This is a genomic window from Zavarzinella formosa DSM 19928 (genome assembly GCF_000255705.1).
GTDB classification, from domain to species: domain Bacteria; phylum Planctomycetota; class Planctomycetia; order Gemmatales; family Gemmataceae; genus Zavarzinella; species Zavarzinella formosa.
This window is the reverse complement of sequence record NZ_JH636440.1, coordinates 120,395-141,883: the sequence shown is the minus strand read 5'-3', so window position 1 is coordinate 141,883 and position 21,489 is coordinate 120,395. Positions and strand designations below refer to the sequence as shown.

19 protein-coding genes and 2 pseudogenes are annotated in these 21,489 nt (G+C 59.0%); 11 read left to right on the top strand and 10 right to left on the bottom strand.

Translation table 11 applies throughout. The annotated features are described in order from the left end of the window. Positions 1-625 precede the first annotated feature (625 nt). A complete protein-coding gene (locus tag BGIM_RS0111180; protein WP_029629943.1) occupies positions 626-2,836 on the top strand; it encodes a hypothetical protein in 2,211 nt (736 codons plus the stop codon). A gap of 132 nt (positions 2,837-2,968) precedes the next feature. On the opposite strand, the gene BGIM_RS49880 is transcribed toward BGIM_RS0111180, so the two are convergent. From BGIM_RS49880 to BGIM_RS0111165, 3 genes are all read right to left on the bottom strand, one after another. Then, complete coding sequence (locus BGIM_RS49880; RefSeq protein ID WP_020469865.1) at positions 2,969-3,973, bottom strand: glycosyltransferase family 2 protein; 1,005 nt, start codon at positions 3,971-3,973, stop codon at positions 2,969-2,971. A gap of 288 nt (positions 3,974-4,261) precedes the next feature. After that, positions 4,262-5,485, bottom strand: coding sequence for a hypothetical protein (locus BGIM_RS57310; RefSeq protein WP_157368886.1), 1,224 nt, complete (start codon positions 5,483-5,485; stop codon positions 4,262-4,264). 483 nt (positions 5,486-5,968) lie between these two features. Next, a complete protein-coding gene (locus tag BGIM_RS0111165; RefSeq protein ID WP_020469863.1) occupies positions 5,969-7,270 on the bottom strand; it encodes a 3-keto-disaccharide hydrolase in 1,302 nt (433 codons plus the stop codon). 228 nt (positions 7,271-7,498) lie between these two features. Between BGIM_RS0111165 and BGIM_RS68275 the strand changes: the two are divergent. The 7 genes and pseudogenes from BGIM_RS68275 to BGIM_RS0111140 form a co-directional block, all read left to right on the top strand. Then, positions 7,499-7,570: pseudogene (locus BGIM_RS68275) on the top strand (hypothetical protein); the annotation flags it as partial. Between the two features lie 504 nt (positions 7,571-8,074). Continuing rightward, positions 8,075-8,767 carry an AAA family ATPase gene (locus BGIM_RS67060; protein ID WP_238537601.1) on the top strand — a complete coding sequence of 231 codons (693 nt, stop codon included), beginning with the start codon at positions 8,075-8,077 and terminating at the stop codon, positions 8,765-8,767. 95 nt (positions 8,768-8,862) lie between these two features. Further along, a pseudogene (locus BGIM_RS68270) lies at positions 8,863-9,012 on the top strand (HNH endonuclease); the annotation flags it as partial. Between the two features lie 252 nt (positions 9,013-9,264). Beyond that, positions 9,265-9,414 (top strand): hypothetical protein, encoded by a 150-nt coding sequence (locus BGIM_RS67050; protein ID WP_238537598.1) that lies wholly within the window; start codon positions 9,265-9,267, stop codon positions 9,412-9,414. Positions 9,415-9,670: 256 nt separating this feature from the next. Beyond that, positions 9,671-10,780 (top strand): polysaccharide biosynthesis/export family protein, encoded by a 1,110-nt coding sequence (locus BGIM_RS57305; protein ID WP_020469860.1) that lies wholly within the window; start codon positions 9,671-9,673, stop codon positions 10,778-10,780. 15 nt (positions 10,781-10,795) lie between these two features. Further along, positions 10,796-11,395, top strand: a complete 600-nt coding sequence (locus tag BGIM_RS0111145; protein WP_020469859.1) for a hypothetical protein — start codon at positions 10,796-10,798, stop codon at positions 11,393-11,395. 41 nt (positions 11,396-11,436) lie between these two features. Further along, on the top strand, positions 11,437-12,468 hold the full coding sequence (locus BGIM_RS0111140; RefSeq protein WP_020469858.1) for a hypothetical protein: 1,032 nt from the start codon (positions 11,437-11,439) through the stop codon (positions 12,466-12,468). Between the two features lie 38 nt (positions 12,469-12,506). On the opposite strand, the gene BGIM_RS0111135 is transcribed toward BGIM_RS0111140, so the two are convergent. From BGIM_RS0111135 to BGIM_RS0111110, 6 genes are all read right to left on the bottom strand, one after another. Next, positions 12,507-13,283, bottom strand: coding sequence for a TatD family hydrolase (locus BGIM_RS0111135; protein ID WP_020469857.1), 777 nt, complete (start codon positions 13,281-13,283; stop codon positions 12,507-12,509). Beyond that, positions 13,274-13,588 (bottom strand): hypothetical protein, encoded by a 315-nt coding sequence (locus BGIM_RS0111130; RefSeq protein ID WP_029629941.1) that lies wholly within the window; start codon positions 13,586-13,588, stop codon positions 13,274-13,276. The genes BGIM_RS0111135 and BGIM_RS0111130 overlap by 10 nt, the downstream gene beginning before the upstream one ends. 17 nt (positions 13,589-13,605) lie before the next feature. Next, positions 13,606-13,956: a DUF4190 domain-containing protein gene (locus BGIM_RS61270; RefSeq protein ID WP_020469855.1), complete on the bottom strand. Its 351-nt coding sequence runs from the start codon at positions 13,954-13,956 to the stop codon at positions 13,606-13,608. Between the two features lie 61 nt (positions 13,957-14,017). Next, on the bottom strand, positions 14,018-14,398 hold the full coding sequence (locus tag BGIM_RS0111120; protein WP_020469854.1) for a hypothetical protein: 381 nt from the start codon (positions 14,396-14,398) through the stop codon (positions 14,018-14,020). 63 nt (positions 14,399-14,461) lie between these two features. Further along, positions 14,462-14,833 carry a hypothetical protein gene (locus BGIM_RS61265; protein WP_020469853.1) on the bottom strand — a complete coding sequence of 124 codons (372 nt, stop codon included), beginning with the start codon at positions 14,831-14,833 and terminating at the stop codon, positions 14,462-14,464. 15 nt (positions 14,834-14,848) lie between these two features. Beyond that, positions 14,849-15,340 (bottom strand): hypothetical protein, encoded by a 492-nt coding sequence (locus BGIM_RS0111110; protein ID WP_020469852.1) that lies wholly within the window; start codon positions 15,338-15,340, stop codon positions 14,849-14,851. Between the two features lie 600 nt (positions 15,341-15,940). On the opposite strand from BGIM_RS0111110, the gene BGIM_RS0111105 reads away from it, so the two are divergent. Further along, entirely contained in the window at positions 15,941-16,843 is a 903-nt protein-coding gene (locus tag BGIM_RS0111105) for a DUF1559 domain-containing protein (protein ID WP_020469851.1), read from the top strand. Between the two features lie 97 nt (positions 16,844-16,940). Then, positions 16,941-17,897 (top strand): DUF1559 domain-containing protein, encoded by a 957-nt coding sequence (locus BGIM_RS0111100; protein ID WP_029629940.1) that lies wholly within the window; start codon positions 16,941-16,943, stop codon positions 17,895-17,897. A gap of 70 nt (positions 17,898-17,967) precedes the next feature. Here the strand turns inward: BGIM_RS0111100 and BGIM_RS0111095 are convergent, their stop codons facing one another. Further along, complete coding sequence (locus BGIM_RS0111095; protein ID WP_020469849.1) at positions 17,968-20,724, bottom strand: hypothetical protein; 2,757 nt, start codon at positions 20,722-20,724, stop codon at positions 17,968-17,970. 151 nt (positions 20,725-20,875) lie between these two features. Here BGIM_RS0111095 and BGIM_RS0111090 point away from each other — a divergent pair, with 151 nt between their 5' ends. Beyond that, entirely contained in the window at positions 20,876-21,160 is a 285-nt protein-coding gene (locus BGIM_RS0111090; RefSeq protein WP_020469848.1) for a hypothetical protein, read from the top strand. Positions 21,161-21,489: the final 329 nt, after the last annotated feature.

Below are 21,489 nucleotides of genomic sequence, written 5' to 3'. Positions count from 1 at the left end.
ATCAAGCGACTGGCCTTCCCGCAACTAGCATAACGCCCCAATGACCATCGGCGGTTAAACTTTAACCAGTCGTGAGGAGCCTCGGCTGCCATTTGTGAAGTTGCGATTTTTGAGGGTTGGGGTTTCGGCGGGTGGTCTTGGTATTGGCGAGCCGAGCAGCGTCAGCTGCCGGGTGGCTTGCTGTGGTCGAACCGCCTCCCTTTTACTCAACCGGACTCAAACCCGTGGCTGAAGCCCCTTCCCCGCCGGGAGCCACCCGGCAGCTGACGCTGCTCGGCTCGCCAATACCAAGACCACCCGCCGAAACCCCAACCCTCAAAAATCGCAACTTCAAAACGCGCCAGCGAGGAGACCGCGACTCCCGGTGGCCCAACGGTTCTCCGCGGACATTGGCCGAGTTCGGAGGCGTGTGGCGGGTGAGAGAAGGCCAAAGGAAGGGTTATCGGCTCTGTGGGCCACCACACCGGCCAGAACTCTACTCTAATAATCCGGCGAGCCAAGCACCTCCACCACTGTACAAATGAACCCGTCCCCACAGGCTTCTTGCAAATTTCCCAAACTCCCGGTGTCCGGTCTCGTCTGTAGAAGTTAGACCCGTCTCCCGAATTTCTCACGGTGTACTCTCATGAGCGCGATGCGACGAATTCTTTGGGGCCTGCCGGTTCTCGGCGCCCTGGCCGCCGGAACCATCCTGATGACTCAACGGGGCGAATCGGCTCCCACCGCCGTGGTCGCCGACAAGGGCGCCAAGCCGACCGACCTCAAGCCGGCCGTCACCCTGCCGATTTCGCAGGTGATCTTGTTCAACTCCGGCGTCGGCCACTTCACCCGCTCCGGGGAAGTCGAAGGCGATGCCCGCGTGGACCTGACGTTCCCGGAACAGGACATCAACGATCTCATCAAGTCGATGACGCTCATCGACCAATCCAAGACCGGCCGCGTGTCGTCCGTCACCTATGATTCGCACGACCCGATCGACCGCACGCTTCGCTCGTTTGCGATCAACCTCAACAACAACCCGAGCTTCTCGGCCATCTTGAACCAGGCCCGCGGCGAGGCCGTCGAAATCACGCTCGTCAACACCGCCAACCAACCGGGCAGCCTGACCGGGAAGATCATCGGCACCGAAAAGCAAAAGGTCACCGGCAAGGACGGGACGCAGGAAGTCGAAATCCTGAACATGTGGTGCGCCGAGGGCGTGCGGGCCGTCCGGCTCAACGAACTTCAGAAACTCCGGTTCTCGAATCCGATCATCGAAAACGAAATGCGTCGGGCGCTCGAAACGCTCTCGCTGTCTCATGACTCTCAGAAGAAGGCCGTCAGCCTGAACTTCTCCGGGGAAGGGAAGCGAAAGGTTGAAGTTGGCTATGTGATCGAGAACCCGATCTGGAAGACCAGTTACCGCTTGGTGCTGGACAAGGAAGGCAAGCCCTTCCTCCAAGGCTGGGCCGTGGTCGAAAACCCGACGGACGAAGACTGGACCGGCGTGACGATGGCCCTTGTCTCCGGTCGGCCGATCTCCTTCAAGATGGACCTGTACAACCCCCTCTACGTCGGTCGGCCGACGGTGGAGCCGGAACTTTTTGCCTCCCTGCGGCCGCCGACGTATGACGGCGCGCTGGCCAAGAAACGCAGTGGCGGCGAACAGATGGAGGAAAAGGCCGCTGGCATGGCCCCAATGGCGCCGGGCGTCTCCGGCCCCGGCGGCGGCTTTGGCGGCGGACGCGGCGGGGCGGCGCTGGCCGACCGTGACATGTCCCGCATGGACAAGGCCAAGGAAGAAGCCCGCAAATACACGGACGAAGTGAACGGGCGGCTGCGGTCCCGCATGGACCTCGGGGCGAGCGTGCAAACCGCCGCGACGGCCTCGGCCCTCGGCGACTACCACCAATATGTGATCGACCAGCCCGTGAACCTCGGCCGGCAGAAATCCTCGCTGCTGTCCATCGTCAACAAGCAGGTCGAAGGCAAGCGGGTGAGCATTTACAACCCGGCCGTGCAGTCCAAGCATCCGCTCTTGGGATTGAAGTTCAAGAACACGACCGGAATGCCGCTTTCCCAAGGCCCGATCACGGTGATCGAAGGCTCCGTCTACGCCGGAGACACCCGCGTGCTGGACCTCCAGCCGGATGAAGAACGTCTGGTGAGCTACGCCATCGACCTCGGCACGGAAGTGTCCACGAAGAACGGCAACAGCACCGCGCAAATCACGAAGGTGAAGGCCGTCAAGGGGATCGTCTACACGAACACGCTGCTCCGCGAGGAACGGGTGTACGACATCGCCAACCGCTCCACGAGCGACCGGACGCTGTTGATCGAACACCCGAACCGCAAGGGGCAGGGCTTCAAGTTCGTCGGCAAGAACACCCCGTCGGAGGAAGCGGCCGATGTGTATCGCTTCCAGACGGAAGTGGCCTCGAAGAAGGACACGAGCTATACGGTGACGGAAGAACGTGAAATCGCCACCGGCATCCAGCTCTCGAACCAGCCCGACGACCAGATCCGCTACTTCATCAACCTGAAGGAAGCCCCCGAGGCCCTGAAGACGCAACTTCAGGAAGCCCTCAAGATGAAATCCGGCTGGGACAACCTGCGTCAGGAAATCGGCAACGCCGACCGTCGTATCCAGACGATCACCGTTGACCAGAAGCGCCTGCGGGACAATCTGCGGGAAACGCCCAAGGAATCCCCGCTGTTCCAACGTTACCTGACGACCTTGGAAAACCAAGAAAAGGAAATGGACGAACTGCAAGTGAAGCTCAAAAAGCTCCACGCGGACGAAGCGACCTCCAAGGCCAAGTTCGACAACTATCTGGCCAATTTGTCTTCGGAGTGAGGAAGCTGTCTCTAGCGATGGGATTTTGACTTTTTGCGAGAGAGGCGGGAGTCGTTCGGTCGGCTTCCGCCTCTCTTGTTTTTGTCGCGGTCAATCACTTCTGAAATCACGTCCTTCGCCAATTCGGCCGAATCACGCGGCGCCGCGTCGGTGAAGAGAGTCCCGCACGATGGTCGCCGCGTGTTTTTGTGAATCCGAATCATGCTCGATGATATAGATTGGCCGGCCCAAGATTTGTTCGTGGATTCGGGCGATGTATTCGCTGATCGCAAACAGGACGCCCAACAATCCAGCCACGATCACATGGCCGCCAATCAATTCCGCCAGCAAGAGCCAGCGCACGGAATCGGCGGGGGCGAACACCAGCCACGCCCCCAGGCAGCCCGCGGCGCTCAACAGGGTGAGCAAGCCGCAAATGACGATCGCCGCGTGCAGGGGGACGCGGGAAAACGAGAGCAACCCGTCCCTGGCGAGCCGAACCATTTTGAGAAGGGTGAATTTGGATTTCCCGGCCAGTCGTTGCGGGGCCTTGAAATCAATTTCCGTCGTCCGGAAGCCGATCCAGTGAACCATTCCCCGGATGAATTGATGGCGCTCCGGGAGAGACAAAAACGCATCCAGGGCCGGACGACTCAGCAGGCGAAAATCGGCGGCCGCCGGGCGAATGTCCATGCCGCTGCAATAACGCATGAAAAAGTAAAAGAAGGCGGAGCTTTTCTTTTTGAACCATCCCAACGATTCGTGATCGGTCCGGAGGGTGAGAACCACGTCGTGCCCCTCCTCCCAGCGGGCAATCAATTGGGGAATGAGCTCCGGGGGATGCTGGCCGTCGGAATCCATGGAGATCACCACGTCTCCGTCGGCCTCCCGGAGACCGGCCGACAAGGCGGCTTGATGGCCGAAATTGCGGCTCAGGCGAAGATAACGGACCCGTGAATCCCGGCGCGCGAGATCCGCCAGCACTCTCGGGGTGTCATCCGAGGAGCCATCGTCAACGTAGAGAACCTTCAACGAAAACCGGTCTTGAAGACCGTCAAGCACGCGGCTTAACTGCTCGTGGAAGATCGGCAGAACGTCACTCTCGTTGAAGGCGGGGGAGACCACCGTCAACTTGGGAACGCAATCAGAGTTCGACATGAGGGTCCACGGTCCATGGTCTCGGAAGTTTGAAAAAACCGGAGGGTGAGTTTTTTCAAACGTCGTCAGGGAGATTCAAATCGTCGAAAACCTTTGAACCAGCCTTGGTTGACCAAGTAGAGCGAGTCTTGTGCAACTGCGAGTTCGTATCGAGCCCGTACTTTGCCAAGAATTAATCGGCATCTTCCTTCCTTGGATCTTAGAAAACTTTCGATGATTTTTCAGATTGGGAAGCATGGGGCGAATGGCGAGCGTCCGTTTTCATTTTCTATTAATTTCTGTTCGTCTTTAGAACGTCCAAAGCCCCAAAAGGAAATTTCCGGCGAAAAACGCCTGAAAGAGCAAACAGCCGAGGGCGACGATCGCCGGAAAAATCAAAGCCCACGAAGGGATGCGAAGGTGGCGGGCCGCATCCCCGCACAAGATCGCGCACGGGAACATGGCGACCAGAGAATATCGGTTGAAGCTCGCAAACTGACGGTCAAACTGGCCGGCCAAGGGGACATAAATCAGGAAGGCGGTCATCACATACCACGGCAGACGCCGCCGGAATCCCCGGTCACCCCGCAAGGCGAGGAGAACTTCGGAAAGAACCAGCAAATAGAAGCCGAGGACGGTGAAAGTCGCCATGGCATGGTCAAACGGCTGCGGGTCTTTCAGCGCCATGACAAAGCGTTTGGGGCTGACGCCATACAGGGTGCTTCGGAACAGCGCCATGTAATTCGGCTTGATGCCCCAGCCGGCCTGTTCGGTGAGGAAGTAAGTGTCCCACCGCCCGAAGCGGAAATGGCACCAGGCGAAAAAGCCGAGTCCGCCAAGGGTGGCGGCGATGCCGATCAACAGCCCCCGCCACAAGGGCCGGGCGGTCATGCCCGATGCCGACCAGGCCGCCAGCAAAGGAAAGGCGACAAGCGGCAGCCCGACGATTCGCGTGGCGGTCATGACGATTCCATGAGCCGCCGCCAGCCAGATGCCGCCGGGGCGGGATGACCAATGGCACATCCCCAGAAACGCCGCCAGAAAGAGGGACTCCGAGTAGCCGACCACAAGGAAGTAAGCCGCCGGATGACAAAGGATCAAGGCGACAATAAAAGCCTGCCCCCGGCCGGGGACGCCGACGGACCGGAGAAGCAACAAGAAGTATGTCCAGAGGGGCCAGCAGGCGAGCTGGCTCACCAGCAGGAGGGCATACGGCCAGTCCAGCCCGGTGAGCCAATGAACGCCGCAGGCCAGCAACGGATAACCGGGAAAGAAACAGACCGTGCCGAAATTTTCCTTGGTCATCCGCTCGGGCACGGAATACCCGTTTTCCGCGATGCTCTGATACCAGCCGCTGTCCCAGTTGGCGAGCGCGCGATACGTCGCCGCCAAGGTTCGGGCGTCCGGGTCGGATAACTGTTGCCGGGCGTTCCATCCGATCAAAAGCACGAACAATAATTGTCCGATGGCAATCAGCAATCCGGCCGAGACGGGATTTCGGAGAGAAGCCACAGGCGCGAGTGTTATGCTCATTGTTCTCAAAAAACCGTCCGGATGATCGGGCGTTTCAACCGACTCCTTATGATTTCTGCCGTTCAGCCGATGTGAAAACTCCGTCGTTTTCTGTACGTCGGATACCTCACGGCAGATCGACAATCGCGGTTTGTGACGATCCCGTCAGCTAACTCCGGCGAGGGAATGCGAGTGCATCGTCGTCGTTTTCGACAAACCGTGACAAGTCACATAGGGTCGAGAAAACATGAGAGAATAATTAACAAGAAATGAGAGACTGGCAAAAAATCAACGGGTCAACGGGCAAACATTCTGTTTGTCGGGATTTCCGAATCGATCCGGCACTTCCTTTCCATGCGAAAGATTCGGCAATCACCGACGCAACCGACGGGCGAACAGACCGGTATTTCCATCGTGTTTTGAGGGGAACATGCGAAGACGTTCCGATGGCCGATTCATTTGCCTCGCCATCGGAACGCTTTCAAATTCTTGTGGCGGGCAGCCTTACTTCTTGTCCAACGTCTTGATCTGGATGTTCTTGAACGCCACCGGATCGCTGTGGCCGGCGAAGCCGAAGTGACCGCTCAAGCGGTCTTTGCCGGGATGCTTGTGGCCCGGAATGTAGTCTTTCACTTTGCTCACGTCGCCGTCCACAATACGGGTGCCGTTCAGTTCGACGCGGATCAGCGGACCTTTCACGGTCACTTCCATCAGGTTCCATTCGCCGGGGGTGCGGGTGTAACCACGCTGGGCCGGCATCATGCCGTAAACGGAGCCGCAATATTGCCGGGGGTCGAGCTTCTCGTACACCTTGGCGTCGTCGTCCAGCACCTGAACCTCGCACATGGCGACTTGGGAAGGGAGGCCCGTTCCGGGATAGCGAATGGCCAGCCCGTTGTTCCCGGCCGGGGGCAGGGTGAACTCAACACGGGCGGTGAAGTCGCCGTACTCGGCCTTCGTGAACAGGTTGCCCCCCTTCTTGGGCTTGCAGACAATCGCCCCGTCCTTCACTTCGTACTCTTCCACTGCGCCAGCCCAGCCCTCGAAGTCCTTGCCGTTGAACAAATCGACGAACCCGGCGGAGTTTTTCTTCCGCAGGATTTCGTTGGCTTCCGTCGGGGGGATTTCGCGGATGAAGAGGTTCTTCCAGCGAATTTCGCCGCCGTGGGTTTGCAACTGGATCGGCCCCTTCTTCATCAAAGGCATCTTGCGATTCCAGAAGTTCTCCAACCGGGCATGATCGACGACCAGCTTTTCGTTGAGATAAACGGTCACATATTCGCCGACCATAACGATGCGGAAATGGTTCCACTCGCCGAACGGCTTGTCGGCCAGGACAAGGGCATCCTTGCCGGGGGCGCCGGGACTGTTGTTCCAGAGGCTGCCGCTTCCCTTGTCGGCCCCCAGATTCCACTTGCCGCCTTCTTTGGTGGTGTCCCAAATTTGCACTTGCGGCACACACCGGAGATAGATGCCGCTGTCGGCCTTGGCGACGGTCTTGTAGTCGATCAGAAACTCGATGTCGCCATAATCCTTGTCGGTGGTGAGGTACGCCCCGTTGCCATCGTTCACCAAATCCCCGCCATCGGCCTTCCAATGCTTCCCGGCATCAGCCATCCACCCGGCCAGCAACTTGGTGCGTTCGGCTTCCGGCAACTTGGCTAGGGCATACGGATCATAATGCGGCATCCCGTGCCACCCTGTGAGATCCTTGCCATTGAACAACGGCGTGAACCCCTTTGGCGGATCATCGGCCCGCAACAGGGTAACGGATAGCAACAACAAGCCGAGCGTGAGAAATCGCATGAGGCAGATCCTTGAGTTGAATGGCGGGAGGGCGGTAGGAGAACAGTGTAGACGGATTTGGAAGGATCGGAATTCGGAATTCCGAGTTCGGAATGGAAGACACCTGCCCGCTTTGGCTTTGCCGTTCGGGATGGTAAGATTGACCGTGTTCCGAGGCATGTCGCCAATCGGCGGGATTTCCTCCCGCCGGGGCAATGACGCCGACAACTATCCGAAGGCTTGATTGTCATGTTCGCAAAACTGAACATCCGAAACTGGCGGCAGTTCGAGAACGTAGACATCGACTTCCACCCCCAGCTCACCATCCTGACCGGAGCCAATGGAACCGGCAAAACCACCCTGTTGCATTTGTTGAATCGGCATTGGGGTTGGAATCTTCATTTCGTCAGTGGCCCAATTCCGGAGGGCAAAGGAATTGGGAAATACTGGACAGGATTTTGGGAAGGCGAACAAAACGGAGATTTTTCCACGCCAATAATCCCGGACACCGCACACGAGATTGGCAAAATTATTTACGGCGATGGCGCACAGGCGGCCCTTCGAGTACCCAAAGCCGTCACTGAGGTATTTGAGGTGGCCATTGCACCGACGGCCACCATTTATGGCGTTTTCGTTCCTTCGCATCGTTCTCCTTATATATTCCAAAAAATAAATGAAATACCTGTGTCGCTGGATGCTAAAGAACAAATTTTTTCGGCTTATATGAATGAAGTGATTGGAAGGTACACTGGCGAACGATACGGCCCAATGGGGCTTCTCAGATCAAACAGCAAATCACCAAGTTACGAGCTCAAGCGCTCGTTGATGTCTCTGGCCACATTTGGCTATGGCAACCAAGCCGTGGAGCGGAACGAAGAGGCCGTTCGTATTTTTGAAGGGTTTCAAGATATTCTTCGGATCATGCTTCCGGCCTCGCTTGGATTTAAGAAAATCCGGATACGGATGCCGGATGTGTTACTTGAAACCGAAACCGGAGATTTTTCACTGGAGGCTGTTTCTGGCGGCATCGCGGCCATCGTGGACATGGCCTGGCAAATTCACATGTATGCCCAGCTTCACGACGAGTTTGTGGTGGTGATCGACGAACCGGAGGCCCATTTGCATCCGCAGCTTCAACAGCGGTTGCTCCCCGATCTGTTGACAGCCTTCCCGCGATGTCAATTCGTGATCGCCACGCACAATCCGTTGATGGTTACGTCGGTGCCCGAATCGAACATTTACGCCTTGAAGTACAACGCCAACAAAAAGGTGGAAACCCATCTGCTCGACAAGTTGAATCTGGCCAACTCCGTCGATGAAATCCTGATGGATGTTTTGGGCGTGCCGTACACGATGCCCGCTTGGGCGAAAAAGAGAATCGATCTGATCCTTGAGGAATTCACCCGGATTCCGCTCACGCAAGATTCCATGACCTCTTTGAAGGCCAAGATGACCGAGCTCGGAATGGGCCAGCATTTTCCGGGGGTGCTGGCAAAAGTTGCGGAGTCCCAACCGTGATCCGGCTCCAAAAAGGTCCACTGCCCGAGGTCTTGCAGTCAAAAGGAGCGGAATGGACACAGGAATATCTGGAAGCCAAAGGCGATCCGGTCAAAATGACTGATACGGTCAAGTTTCGCTATCGCCACCCAGACGTCAAAGCTGCCCTTCGGCAAGAATCGTTCAATAAGTGCATTTATTGCGAATCGTCGGTTGCCTTCGGGGAAACCGATCACATCAATCCCGTGAGTTGCTGTCCCGAGCAAATTGTTGAATGGGCCAATCTCGGATTGGTTTGCAAGGAATGCAACACCCACAAAAGCGATTACTATGCGCCAGCCGAACCACTTGTGAATCCGTTCAAGGAGGAGCCGTCCGATCATCTGATCCTTTTGGGAGATATTGCTATTCGTGTCCCTGGCAGCACCAAAGGGCTTCGGACGATCTCTCAACTGAATCTCAACCGAACAGACCTTCTCCAGTGGAGATTTTTAAGAATCAAACGTCTGGAGCCTCTCATGGATCAATGGTCGGCCCATGCGGAAGGAGAAACGAAAAAGATTCTCCGGCAGGCAATCGAAGACGAAGCGGCGGACAACGCCGAGTACGCGGCCACCGTGAGGGGATATCTGTCGCAAGTTCCGGGGTGGAACCAATCCAGACGCTAGTCATAAACGACGGTCTCTTCTGATCTTCAAAACACCTCTCCCCGTTTTCCCTCACGCTTTTCTTTCCAAACAACGACTGTCAGCCTTTTCAAACGTGGTTCTGAAGTAATTCCCCTTGTGCTTTTTAATCATTGCGGTATTCACGGCCGTCGAATGGTCGCGCGCTCGGGGTTTGCGCTGTCGGCCGGTGCGGGGGAAATGCACCGGGGACGGCGGTGAAAGCGGGCGATCTTCATGCTCTGGGGGGAGTCGGTTCATGTACGCCACGCATCAACGCGCGGCCCGTTTCGGCGTCTTTGCCGTCGCGGGTTGGTGCCTGCTTAACGCCGGTTGTCTGACGCCGTCCGTGCATCCCGGCGTGCCGCCGGCGCCGTATGTCCATCCTGCCAACAAACCCGTTGAAACTGCCTTCGCCGATCCGCGCTACGAGCAAACGCTGCCGCGCGAGCTTCAAAAAGTCTCCATGCCCGAATACGTGATCGAGCCGCCGGATATCCTGCGGATCGAACTCTTGCGCGTCGCCCCGACGGCCAACTATAAGGTGGAAACGCAAGACGGCTTGTTCGTGCAAATCACCTACCCGGCCCAGACCGAGCCGTTCGCCATCGAGGCGCTCGTCGGCCCGGACGGCCAGATCAACCTCGGCACGACGTTTGGCGGCGTCATCAAAGTGTCCGGGATGACGGTGCCGGAAATCCGCGACGCCATCGAGAAGCAGGCGATTGCCGCCAATGTGAAATCGCCGAAGGCCCAGGTGTCGCTGCTCATGTCGCGGTCGCTGTCGCAGATTCGCGGGGAATATCTCGTCCGGCCGGATGGCACGGTGGGGTTGGGAACCTATGGCGGCGTCCGGCTCGTGGGGCAGACACTCACGCAGGCCAAGGCCACCATTGAGGAATTTCTGGGCAAGAAGCTGATCGCCCCGGAAGTTTCCGTCGATGTGGCGGCCTACAATAGCAAAATCTTCTACGTGATTTATGATGGAGGGGGGCGAGGCCAGCAGGTGGCCCGTCTGCCGATCACGGGGAACGAAACGGTGCTGGATGCCGTGTCGCAATTGTTCGGCCTCTCGCCGGTCAGCAGCCAGCATCATATCTGGCTGGCCCGGCCGACGCCGGCGGCGAACTGTCAGGAGCTGATCCTGCCGGTGGACTGGATCGGCATCACGCGGTCGGCGAACACGTCCACGAATTACCAGTTGATGCCCGGCGACCGGATTTACGTGAAGGCGAACCCGTTGATCGAAACGGACAACTGGATGGCCATGATTCTCTCGCCGGTGGAACGGCTCCTCGGCGTGACACTCCTCGGCCAGACAACCGTTCAGGCTTTGAATCATCCGAACTCGGTCGGCGGCAGTCGCTGACCCGAAAGGAACGCCATGAACAGGCTTCTTTGCTCCGCACTCGGAATGCTCTTGCTCGGCTCCGCGGCCCAAGCCCAGTTTGGCTCGAATCGGCCGACGGCGGGAGGGCCGGGGGCCTCGTTCGGCACGCCGGGCGGCCTGGGGGGCGGGCTGAACTCCAGCCCCGGCCTTGGCGGCGGCATCGGCAACTCGATGGGGTCGCCCTCGTTTAGCCCGTATTTGAACATCACCCGAGGCGGGAACTCGGCGGCCCAGAATTATTACGGCATCGTGCGACCGCAGCAAACCTTTGCCGGGGCTTTGCAGAACCTTCAGTCCCAAGTGACCGGCGCCCAGAACAACAACGCGGACGACGCTCTTTCGCAAGGGGTCACGGTGGGAACCCGCGTCCGGTTTATGAACACCAGCGGGTACTTCCAAAACATCAACGGCGGGACGACGACCTCCACTCCGTTGGGCAACAGCGGCGGAGCGAACCTCAGCAGCAACCGCCCGAACGCGAATTCGCTTGGCGGCCTCGGCAATGGCAACCTGCGGGGCGGCTTCGGCAATCAAAGCGGCAGTTTCGGCACGACGGGAACAGGTGGAACGGGCGGGACTCGCGGTCCCCGGTAAATAAGTGACACGGATTTCTTCAACGGATTGAGGGCGGGACGATGGATGGTCCACAACGACGGCGGTCGGTCGCCACATTGATCGCCGGACTTCTCGGGGTCGGTGGCGTTGTCGCCCAAGAGCCGACGTTGCCGCCGATCGGGCCGAAAGCCCCGATGGTGATGCCACCCAAAGCCATCCCCCCCCAACCGGTGACGGTGACGGTAAGCCCCTACGGAGGTTCGGCCCTGCCGCCGACCGGGGTTCCCGTCGGCACGCCGATCTCGGCGGGCATTCCCGCCGGCACCCAAGTGAGTTCGATTCCCGGCCCGCCTGTCTCATCGTCGGTCATTGGGTATGGCGGCCCCGTCATCCCGAGCGAAACAGTCATCCCGACGACCCCGTCGCCGTACTTCGGATTCTACCCGACACAATGGCGGTCTTTCCCGGATCAGCCCTATCCCGCAAGCCCGCCCGCGATGCCGGCGTATCAACCGGGCCAGCCATTGCCGACGTATCCCGCCAACATCAGTTCGCCGGACACGCCGCCGCCGTTGCTCAGGCACACCCCGCCGAACACGCTGCCGTTGAACGTGCAACAACCCGCGAAAACCAACGTGATTCCAACCGCCGGAATTCCGGCTCGTTCGCCGATGCTTCAGCAAACCAGCACGCTGCCGCCGTTGTTGCCAACCGAAGACTTGAAGGGGCCGGAACTCCCGGCGACAGAGCCAAAACTCTTTCTGACGGAGGCAAGGCCCCCGGTGATGGAGGCGAAGGCCGCTCCCACGCTGGCGACGATGGGCCGTCCGCGATTGTCTTCCATCCCGGAACCCGAACCCGTGGCTCCGGCCGCCGTGGTTCCGGCTCCCGTGGCTCCTTCGTCAATTGTTCCCGCCTCGGTGATTGAAGTTCCGTTTGTCCCGGCTCCGCCGATCCCGACTGCGATGGCGCCCGGCTTCGCCGCGGATCAGCCATCGGATTCCATGCCGAAGGTGCGTCCTGCCGTGGCTCTGGAACGCCCGCGATTGTTGGAAGAAGAACCCATCAAACCGGTGTGGCCCGTCATCCGAGCGGATTCGCCAAAGAAGTGACCGCCACCCCTCAGCGGGTTCAAGCAAGTGGCCGGGGTTTACGACAGCGAAAACAGCCGCTTGGCGTTTGCCGTCGTGATCGCGGCCATTTCGATCCACGGAATCCCGCGCACGTCGGCGAGTTGTTTGGCGGTGTGAATCACATGGGCCGGTTCGTTGCGGCGGCCACGATGCGGGACGGGGGCGAGATAAGGGGCGTCCGTTTCCACCAAGAGCCGGTCGAGCGGGATTTGTTTCGCCACCTCGCGCACGTTGTCGGCCGTTTTGTAAGTGAGCATCCCGGCGAAGGACACATGCAATCCCGCTTGCACACCTTCGAGGGCCGGGCCAATCGGGCCGGTGTATGAGTGCAGCACCCCCTTCACGGGGCCGCGAGCATCGAAGGCTTGTTTAATCATCCGGGCCACGTCTTCTTCCGCTTCGCGGGCGTGGATCACAATCGGCTTGTCGAGGCGATGCGCCAGTTCGAGATGCCGGGCGAACGATTCTTCCTGTTGCGGGAACGGCGTCTTGTCCCAATGGCGGTCCAATCCCGTTTCGCCGATGGCCACCACGGACGGATGACCGGCGAGTTCCAGCACAATGTCCCAATCCGTCGCCGGGGCCTCGGCCACATAATTGGGGTGCAGGCCGACGCCGACCCGCAACATCGGGAAGCGTTCTGCAAGAGCGATGGCCGCCCGGCAACTGGCGCCGTCGGTGGCCACGGTGATGATGTGGGACAATCCCGCCTCGGCCGCGCGGGCGACCACCTCGGCGATATCCCCGTCGAAGCGGCCGTCATCCAGATGCGCGTGCGTGTCGATCAGAACCATTTGCTGAAATATGCCCAGTTGAAGTAAATGATGAGTCCGAAGAAAAGGACGATTATCCACTTGATCGTCCAGACAATGCTGGCGATGACGGCCAGCATCCGGCCGGTCTTCGTGAGCGCCTCGCCGGAGCGGTCCATCGTCCCGGCGGCCATGTCCCGCAGGTCGCGCTTGCCAAGCAGCAAGGCGAAGAACCCGAACGGCGCGAACACAAAACCCAGTCCGCCAAGGATGAGAATGACATGCGCCCGATGGGGCCGCACGATGCGAACAGGAACTTCCGGCGGCAGGGGAGGGGGAGTATTCATGTTCGGCCGTGGCGGAGTTATCCAATGAGGCTGGCGACGATCACGATCGAGAACGAAAGGACCATGATGATTGTGGAAATAATGCCCATGACATATCCGGCGAACACCAAACCGCGGCCGTCATGGTCCATCCGGCCGGCGTCGATTTCCTTCAGGTCGCTCCGGCCCATCACAAACGCGACGATCCCAAACATTTGGCAAAACAAAAGGCCGACGATTCCAAACACCAGAATCATCACCCCGTTATGGGGTTTGACGCGGCCGTATTCCGCCCGCTCATCGTCGTAATCATCTTCCTCTTGATCATGACGAGAGACCCGGCGGCGAGGTTCGTCTTCGTACAGATCATCGTCGTCATTGTGGGGCATGACAAACCTTCGCATGCATTTCAAGTCCGCCGCCCGCGAGACACACGGCGGGGAAGTCCGATCATTTGCTCAAGATGATAATGATCGTCAAGCAAACCCAAAACACAATGTACAACAGTTCCAACGTGAACCGCACGCAGCCGATGATGCCGAGAATGTAGCCGACTTGGGTGAGGGACTGCCCCTCCGGGTCCATCTGGCCGATTTCGATCTCCCGCTTGTCCCTCTTGCCCATCAGGAAGGCCGCGATGCCGAATCCTCCGCACATCATCATCCCAAGGATGCCGAAAACGAGGATCATCATCCCGCGATGCGGCTTGTATTGGCCGCGTTTGACCCGGTCGTCGTCGTAATCAGCCTCGTCGTCGTTTTCGCGTCGCGACCGTTTGGGCCGACGGGGTTGGTCGTCGTGGAGGTCGTCGTCGTCTTCAAATCCCGGCATGACAAACCTTCCTAATCACGTCAAGCCTGTCAAATCGATCACACAACGATCAACAGGAGGGGATCATTTGGTGGCTATGATGATGATAACCAGAGCAAAGTACCCCACAAACAAGAGCAACTGGAGGCAGAAAATGATCGAGCCGACGATGCCGAGGATGTAACCCACTTGCGTGAGGGACTTGCCCTCCGGGTCCATCCGGCCGTCCTCGATTTCCCTCAAGTCGTTCTTGCCCATCAACCAGGCGGCAATACCGAAGGCTCCGCACATGACCAGCGCAAGGATGCCAAAAACGAGGATCATCGCCCCGCGGTGCGGTTTGTATCGGCCGCCTCGGGGTCGGTCGTCATCGTAATCGTCCTGATCGTCGTCCCCTCGCACCGGGCGTCGGCGGGGTCGGTCGTCGTTCAGGTCCTCGTCGTCAAATCCCGGCATGGCGAGTCTCCCGGATTACCAGTTCAGATCGTTCTCGGTGTAGATCGTGAAGCCCTTGTCATGCAGGGTGGACATCGCCATTTCGTGATCGGCCACATGAATCGCCAGGGCGGTGTTCCCCTCCGGGCCGACGCCGATCATCAGCGGGTAGGCATAATGAATGCTCACCTCGGCCGAGAGCAGCGCCTTGAAGATGGTGACCAGCGGTTGCTTCCCCTCCGGGAGTTTCACGACGAGCAGATCGCTCTCCGTGAACATCATCTTCGCCTGTTGGAAGATTTCGGTGGCCCGTTCGGGGTCGCTCAACACCAACCGGATGATCGCGCAGTCCGATGAGTCCACGATGGTGAAGGAGACGATGCGGATGTCGGTGGCCTCAAACCGCCGGACCACATCCATCAGGCCGCCGAGGCGGTTCTCCACAAACACATTAAATTGACGCACGCTCGGCCAGTCCCGTCCGTGGGCCGTCGCGTAGTCCAGTCCCGCTCCATCGCCGAAACTCATGCCGCACTCCCGGTTGGGTCGATGCGAGTATAAGCGAACGCTTCAACGGACACAAGAGAGTCTGGGGAACTTGGCCGGTCCGGGTGGAAATAACCCGCGAGTTGTGTTTTGCCGGGGTTGGTTGGTGCTTTCATTGAGGGTTTTGGTCTCCATCATCGCCCGTCGGGGAATCGTTGAACCACCGGGAATCGCGGTACCCTCGCTGGCGCGTCGGGCTATTAGGTTGCGGATGGTTCCGGTTTGAAAGTTGTGACGGGTTCCCAAGTCCAAAGCCTGTGCAACCATAGCCCGACGCGCCAGCGAGGGTACCGCGACTCCCGGTGGGCCAACGATTTCCCGACGGGCTGACAACCTCGGCGGGAATTTAACTTATAACTCGCCACACCTTACGGAAATCTGTTTTAGTCGTGTCCGGCCGATTCTCGACGCCGTGCAAAAACATTGTTTCCCGGAAAAAATCCCTTCTGCGCATGTGTTGATCTGGTGATCTTTTTATTATCTCTTCATCTTTTCTTCCCAATTGCGAAACGAGATTCACACATTTCAATCCTAAAAATGAGAGCGTGCTAATCTGTGTGTTTCGTTAAGTATGAGGATTTGATGCAACGAAGACCTGCTCCGTTTCGTCTCGCCTTCACCTTGATTGAATTGCTGGTGGTGATTGCCATCATTGCGATTCTGATTGGCCTGTTGCTGCCGGCGGTGCAAAAGATCCGCGAGGCCGCCAACCGGATGTCGTGCCAGAACAACCTGAAGCAAATCGGGCTGGCGTTCCACAATTACCACGATTCGATGCAGAAGTTCCCGAACGCCGGCTCGGACGGGCCGGATATCAATTGTTGCAAGGCCAGCACGCGGGCCGGCTGGAGCTGGCTGTACCAAATCACGCCTTACATTGAGCAAGACGCCGTCTTCAACAATCCGTCCGACACCGTGGTGGCCCAGACGGCCATCAAGAGCTACTACTGCCCGTCCCGCCGGCCTCCGACGCTGTATTCCAACGGCGGCCGCTCCGACTACGCCGGCAACGGCGGCCGGACGTTCAACGACAAGGGAGCCGAGGGGATGTTGATGGCGCAATGGAAGAACCCCGGCGCGACGGATTCCGGCGGCAATCCGATTTACACCCTCACTTCTCCCGTCGAGCAATCCCGCCGGATCGCCGAAGTCACAGACGGCCTGACCAACACCATCATGGTCGGCGAGAAGCAATGCCACCAGACAGTGCTCGGAACCTCCGGTGGCGACAATGAAGTCTGGAACAACTCCGGCTGGGATCAGGATCAGGTGCGATTTGGGGACAACGTCCCGCAACCGGATTACCTGCACCCGAATTCTTCGGCGGCCACCTTTTGGTCGGTCCGCTTTGGCGGCCCCCACTCCGGCATTTTCACGGCGGCGATGGCCGATGGCTCCGTCCGCTCGCTGAAGTACACCATCGACGCGACCACCTGGCTGAACATCTGCCTCATCAATGACGGCAAGGTGTTGCCGAACTTCTAAACCGCCCATTTTTTCCATGAGGGAACGACCCGCCAAACGCGGGCCGTTCCCGTCGTTGTTTCGCCAAAACCACCCCGAAATTTCAACGAGTCATCACATGACCAAACGATTCACCCGCCGAGGGGCGTTCACCCTCATCGAACTGCTGGTGGTGATTGCGATCATCGCCATTCTGATCGGCCTGTTGCTGCCCGCCGTGCAAAAAATCCGCGAGGCCGCCAACCGGATGAAGTGCCAGAACAACCTGAAGCAAATCGGGCTGGCCCTCCATAATTATCAAACGCAGAACGGTTTCTTTCCCCCCGGCGCCCTGCGATCCCCCGCCACGGGGACCGTCGGCTTGCCTTACACCAAGTTCGGCGTGACCGCCAACGGCGTCAACCATAGTTGGGCTGTCTTTCTCCTGTCATTCTTGGAACAGGACAATGTGTTCAAGAAATACGACATGACCCAACACTGGGCGAGCGCCGCCAACCAGTCCGCCCGCGAGACGGTGTTGCCCGTGTTCGTTTGTCCGACAACGCCGGGAAACCCGGCCGGCCGCCTCACCACCAAGACCGTCAATGGCGTGAGCGTCAAGGTGGCGCCCAGTGACTATGGCCCGAACAACGCCTATTCGGCCACGCTGGAAAGCGCCGGATTGGTGGACGTGGCCGTGGATAAAACCGGTTTGTTGCGAGTAAACCTCACCTATACGGTGGCCGAAGTCTTGGACGGCACCTCGAACACACTGGCGGTCTGCGAGGACGCCGGACGCCCCGATAGCTGGCGCGCCGGCAAGCTGAACGCCGCGAACGGCCAGACGGACGGCAGTTGGGCCGACGACGCCTGCGAATACATCACCCACGGATTCAACGCCGCCGGCACCGTCGGCGACCCCGGCCCCTGCCACACCAACTGCACGAACAACAACGAGGTTTACAGCTTCCACCTCGGCGGTTCCAACATCGTGTTCGCGGATGGCTCGGTGCGGTTCGTCAAAGCCAGCATGGACATCCGGCTGTTTGTGAAGATGATTACCCGCAGTGGCGAAGATATTGTCACGAGCAACTGACAAATTTGAAGATCAGAAGATGACAACGGACCCCATGAAGGTTTTTTGTCATCTTTTCATCTTGTTATCTTCACACCGGAACCGGCACATGGAAGGCCTCTCCGGAACCCATCACCACGATCAACTCATCCGTGGACGGGCTGAAATAACACCCCGCCGGGCGGTAGATCGAACTCAACTGCACCGGCGGGGCGGCCTCTTGCAATTTTTGGGCGGCGGTGTCAAACCGCAGCCACACTACTTTGTTTGAAAACGTCACGGCCGCGACCCGCCCCCCTTTTGTCAGAGACACGCCACGATAACCGCCGGGGACGGTGTGTGATGATGTTTGGGGATATATCTTTTTGGTCGCCGCATGCAGCAAGACGGAAGTGCGATGAAGCACGCCCTGTTTGTCGATGCCCGCGAGCAATATTTCTTGCGTCGTGATGATCTGCCAGCTCAGGTTTATAAACTCTCCGGCTCCGTTCGTGATCGGCAAAGGTTCCCAACCGAGGTTCGCCGATCCTGATGCCCATTCCAATGTTTTGCGGTCAAAGTCGCAAGTGGAATGGATACTCGATATCAAAACGCGCAATCGCAGATGCAAGGCGGACGGTTCAAACGGTTCTGACGCGCCCGCTTCAATTCGAGGAATCGACGAGCCGAATTCATGCCAGTCAAGTGAACTTTGGTTCTTGACACCAACAGCGGTGCCATCAAGCCAAACATCAATCAACGGAATTAATGTCGTCCATCCGGGCCTGCCGATGAATGCCCGTGATCTTTCACGGCTCGTGGCGTCGATGTCCCATAAATAAAGAACGTGGCCACTGGAATCCAAATTCGGGAATATCCCCGCCAGTGAGTTTCCCGGCAAGTCGGTCGCCAGCGAATGGATGCAATTATCGGTTTCTCCGGGCCTCAATATCTTGTGTGTCGAACTGTCCCTCGGATCATACTTCATCAGCGATCCATCCTGAAAGCTGATGAACATCAACCCGGTCTGGGGAGCGTGGGCAATCGCCATCACCGGGCTTTCCCCGAGCCGGACATTCCGGAGTTCCCGTTTTTTGGGTTTCGTCGGCCGGGTGTCGGCTTTCAAGAATGACTTGAGGGCGAAGGCGGCGTCGGAGACCATCTCCGGTTTCCATTGATTGTTTTGGCCGAACAGGGCGCTGACGACGTTGCCGGGAGTCCGTTCATATTCGGCATGGCTGCGCAATTGCAGGCCGAGCATCACGCGGGCTTTGTCGCGGATCGCCGGGCGTTCGTCCTTCAAGTGCGGCAGGTCGCCGAGATCGGCCAGTTTGTTGAAGAAGGTCGCCACCTCGGTTGTCCGGTTGTTCCAGCCTTCATCGAACAGCCATTCCTCGGCCTCGGCGATATGGTTCCAAAACGCCTCGCGGGGCCGGGCAAAGGCATAAATCTCCAGCAGGCGATAGCCGCAGGACATCACCCCGGCGGCGGGGAGTTGTTTCCGCTGCTGCCAGCCCAAGGCAAAATAGGCCCCGGCGAGGCTGGCCCGGCCGGTTTTGCGGAGCATCAATTCGCCGGCCCGGAGATAATCCTTTTCAATCTTGGTGATCCGCTCGGCCGCCCGGTGATACTCGTCGACGGCCTGTTCTTCCTCCCCCATTTGGCGAAGCAAATCCCCGGCGAGTTCAAACTCGGCAAACTTTCGATAAAGGCTTAACGCCTCGTCGTGGTCCCCGGCTTTCTCGAACTCCCGCGCGGCCCGTTTGAAATCCTTCACTTTGTCGCGGAACAGAACGGCCGATTCCCGGTGCAGGCCCCCCTGGCTCAACACTTCGGCTGCCGAGCGGACATCCCCCAACAGCTTCGCATAGATGACCGCCGTCCGGCGATAGTCCCCGCGTTGCGCGGCTTCCTGGGCCGCCCGGCGGTATTCCACGAGGAGGTTGTTCCACGTCTCGGGCCTGCCTCCCTGCCAGATGCCGCCGCTTCCACCGCCGTTGGACAGGTTCCCGAGCGAAAAGCCGAGGTTGTTGGTCGGCAACTGGGTGCCGGTATGCGACCGGCTTCCCCGGCTCGGTTCGCCGCCGAAAGGGACAGCCCGGCGAAGGGCGTCGTCGATGTTGCCGCTTTTGAATCGCTTCAGCAATTCCTGCAATGCGGCTTCTTGCTGGCCGAGGATCGATTCCGTCAACCGGGGGGCCTTCTCGATGCCCTTGTCCTTCAATCGTTGGGCAAGGTCTTTCAGTTTCTTGCTGTTGAAGAGTTTCCCCAACGCCCCAAGGCCGGTGCCGAGGGCATGCGAAGATTTGCCGATCATCTTGTTTTTCAACGATGTGTCGGCTGGTCGCGGGTCTTCGTCGCCGATGGGCGGCCCGTCTTGGGCGATCAATTCCCCCGGCGGCGGAGGCGGCAAGATCCGCTGAATCGACCGGAGTTCCGGGGCGGGTTGCTCCACATCGGGAAACGCCTGCCAGCGATGCCGCCGAATCGGGGGAAGCCTCAGAAAATCAGTCGGCTTCTTTCCTGTCGCCGGGTCGAAGGAGAGAATCCGGCCCCCCGGCAAAAAGACCAGCCCCTGCCGCCGGGTCAGGTCGGCCGCCTCGTCCGGCAAGAGCGAGGGAAGCAATTCCGCATCCGCCGGAAGGTAACCATTCTCCGATAGCCGTCGAAGTTTCACCCCTTGAAGAACGCTCTCCGGCAAATCATCGGCCAGCAACAAAAAACCGCCATCCACGGCAAAGATGATGACATGCCGCAGCGGGGCGCAAGCGGTCAACAGGGTTTCAACGGACGATGATTCCAACAACAAACCGGCGGCCGGTTTCGCATCCGGCAATCGGCGAAGATGAAACGGCACGGCAACGGTCATGGCGAGGCACCCAAAGGATGAGGGGTATTTTAGCGGATGCGGGGATTTGGGTGTAATCCACGATGATTGGGCGAGTCCCCAGCCCGGTTGCGCATCATCTTCGCCAACGGTTAAGACCACGGGGGGCTATCAATCATCCGGAGGCCATGTCATGAACAGATCACTGATCGGGGCGGGCATCGGCGCGGTGGCCGGCCTGCTGGCCCTTGGTTCCGTCGGCGCGTGGGGCGGCTACAACTACGGTTCGGAATGGGTGGGCCGGCCGAACGTGGTTCCCGGCATCCCGGCGGCCGTCGAAGGGGCGGCCATCATTCTCGTTTACTTCTGGTGGCTCGGCCTGTTTGTGGGCGGGATGATGGGTGGCCTCGCCGGTTTTGGAAGCTGGCTTGTGCGACCAAAACCCACGCGAGACAGATCCGCAATGTTGCGGACCTAATAGTTCAACGCATGATTGATGCGAAAATACCCGGCGCACGCGATTTACACTTCCGGCCGCCCAAACTCTCAATTTCCTCGCCTATCCTTTCGGCATTTTGTTGACATCGGTGTCCGGAGGGTGTTATCCTCCAATGGTCTGACACTCTTGCCAGCACACTCCCCCCGCCCGCCGGTAATGGACTTCCTACCCCGAGGCCTCTCATGTTGACTCTCACCTCGTCCCGCAACGGGACCCAATGCGACGGTTCCAATCGCCGTGACTTCCTCAAAATCGGGGCGCTCGGCCTCGGCGGGCTGGCCCTGCCGGACCTGCTCCGCGCCCGCGAG

Excerpts from the sequence above, each read along its gene's own strand:
- BGIM_RS67060 (WP_238537601.1), top strand. The coding sequence starts at position 8,075 with ATGTCTCTGGCCACATTTGGCTATGGCAACCAAGCCGTGGAGCGGAAC.
- BGIM_RS67050 (WP_238537598.1), top strand. The coding sequence starts at position 9,265 with ATGGATCAATGGTCGGCCCATGCGGAAGGAGAAACGAAAAAGATTCTC.
- BGIM_RS0111165 (WP_020469863.1), bottom strand. The coding sequence starts at position 7,270 with ATGCGATTTCTCACGCTCGGCTTGTTGTTGCTATCCGTTACCCTGTTG.
- BGIM_RS0111120 (WP_020469854.1), bottom strand. The coding sequence starts at position 14,398 with ATGCCGGGATTTGAAGACGACGACGACCTCCACGACGACCAACCCCGT.
- BGIM_RS0111135 (WP_020469857.1), bottom strand. The coding sequence starts at position 13,283 with ATGGTTCTGATCGACACGCACGCGCATCTGGATGACGGCCGCTTCGAC.
- BGIM_RS57310 (WP_157368886.1), bottom strand. The coding sequence starts at position 5,485 with ATGAGCATAACACTCGCGCCTGTGGCTTCTCTCCGAAATCCCGTCTCG.
- BGIM_RS0111130 (WP_029629941.1), bottom strand. The coding sequence starts at position 13,588 with ATGAATACTCCCCCTCCCCTGCCGCCGGAAGTTCCTGTTCGCATCGTG.
- BGIM_RS61265 (WP_020469853.1), bottom strand. The coding sequence starts at position 14,833 with ATGCCGGGATTTGACGACGAGGACCTGAACGACGACCGACCCCGCCGA.
- BGIM_RS61270 (WP_020469855.1), bottom strand. The coding sequence starts at position 13,956 with ATGCCCCACAATGACGACGATGATCTGTACGAAGACGAACCTCGCCGC.
- BGIM_RS49880 (WP_020469865.1), bottom strand. The coding sequence starts at position 3,973 with ATGTCGAACTCTGATTGCGTTCCCAAGTTGACGGTGGTCTCCCCCGCC.
- BGIM_RS0111105 (WP_020469851.1), top strand. The coding sequence starts at position 15,941 with ATGCAACGAAGACCTGCTCCGTTTCGTCTCGCCTTCACCTTGATTGAA.
- BGIM_RS0111180 (WP_029629943.1), top strand. The coding sequence starts at position 626 with ATGAGCGCGATGCGACGAATTCTTTGGGGCCTGCCGGTTCTCGGCGCC.
- BGIM_RS0111140 (WP_020469858.1), top strand. The coding sequence starts at position 11,437 with ATGGATGGTCCACAACGACGGCGGTCGGTCGCCACATTGATCGCCGGA.
- BGIM_RS0111110 (WP_020469852.1), bottom strand. The coding sequence starts at position 15,340 with ATGAGTTTCGGCGATGGAGCGGGACTGGACTACGCGACGGCCCACGGA.
- BGIM_RS0111145 (WP_020469859.1), top strand. The coding sequence starts at position 10,796 with ATGAACAGGCTTCTTTGCTCCGCACTCGGAATGCTCTTGCTCGGCTCC.
- BGIM_RS0111095 (WP_020469849.1), bottom strand. The coding sequence starts at position 20,724 with ATGACCGTTGCCGTGCCGTTTCATCTTCGCCGATTGCCGGATGCGAAA.
- BGIM_RS57305 (WP_020469860.1), top strand. The coding sequence starts at position 9,671 with ATGTACGCCACGCATCAACGCGCGGCCCGTTTCGGCGTCTTTGCCGTC.
- BGIM_RS0111090 (WP_020469848.1), top strand. The coding sequence starts at position 20,876 with ATGAACAGATCACTGATCGGGGCGGGCATCGGCGCGGTGGCCGGCCTG.
- BGIM_RS0111100 (WP_029629940.1), top strand. The coding sequence starts at position 16,941 with ATGACCAAACGATTCACCCGCCGAGGGGCGTTCACCCTCATCGAACTG.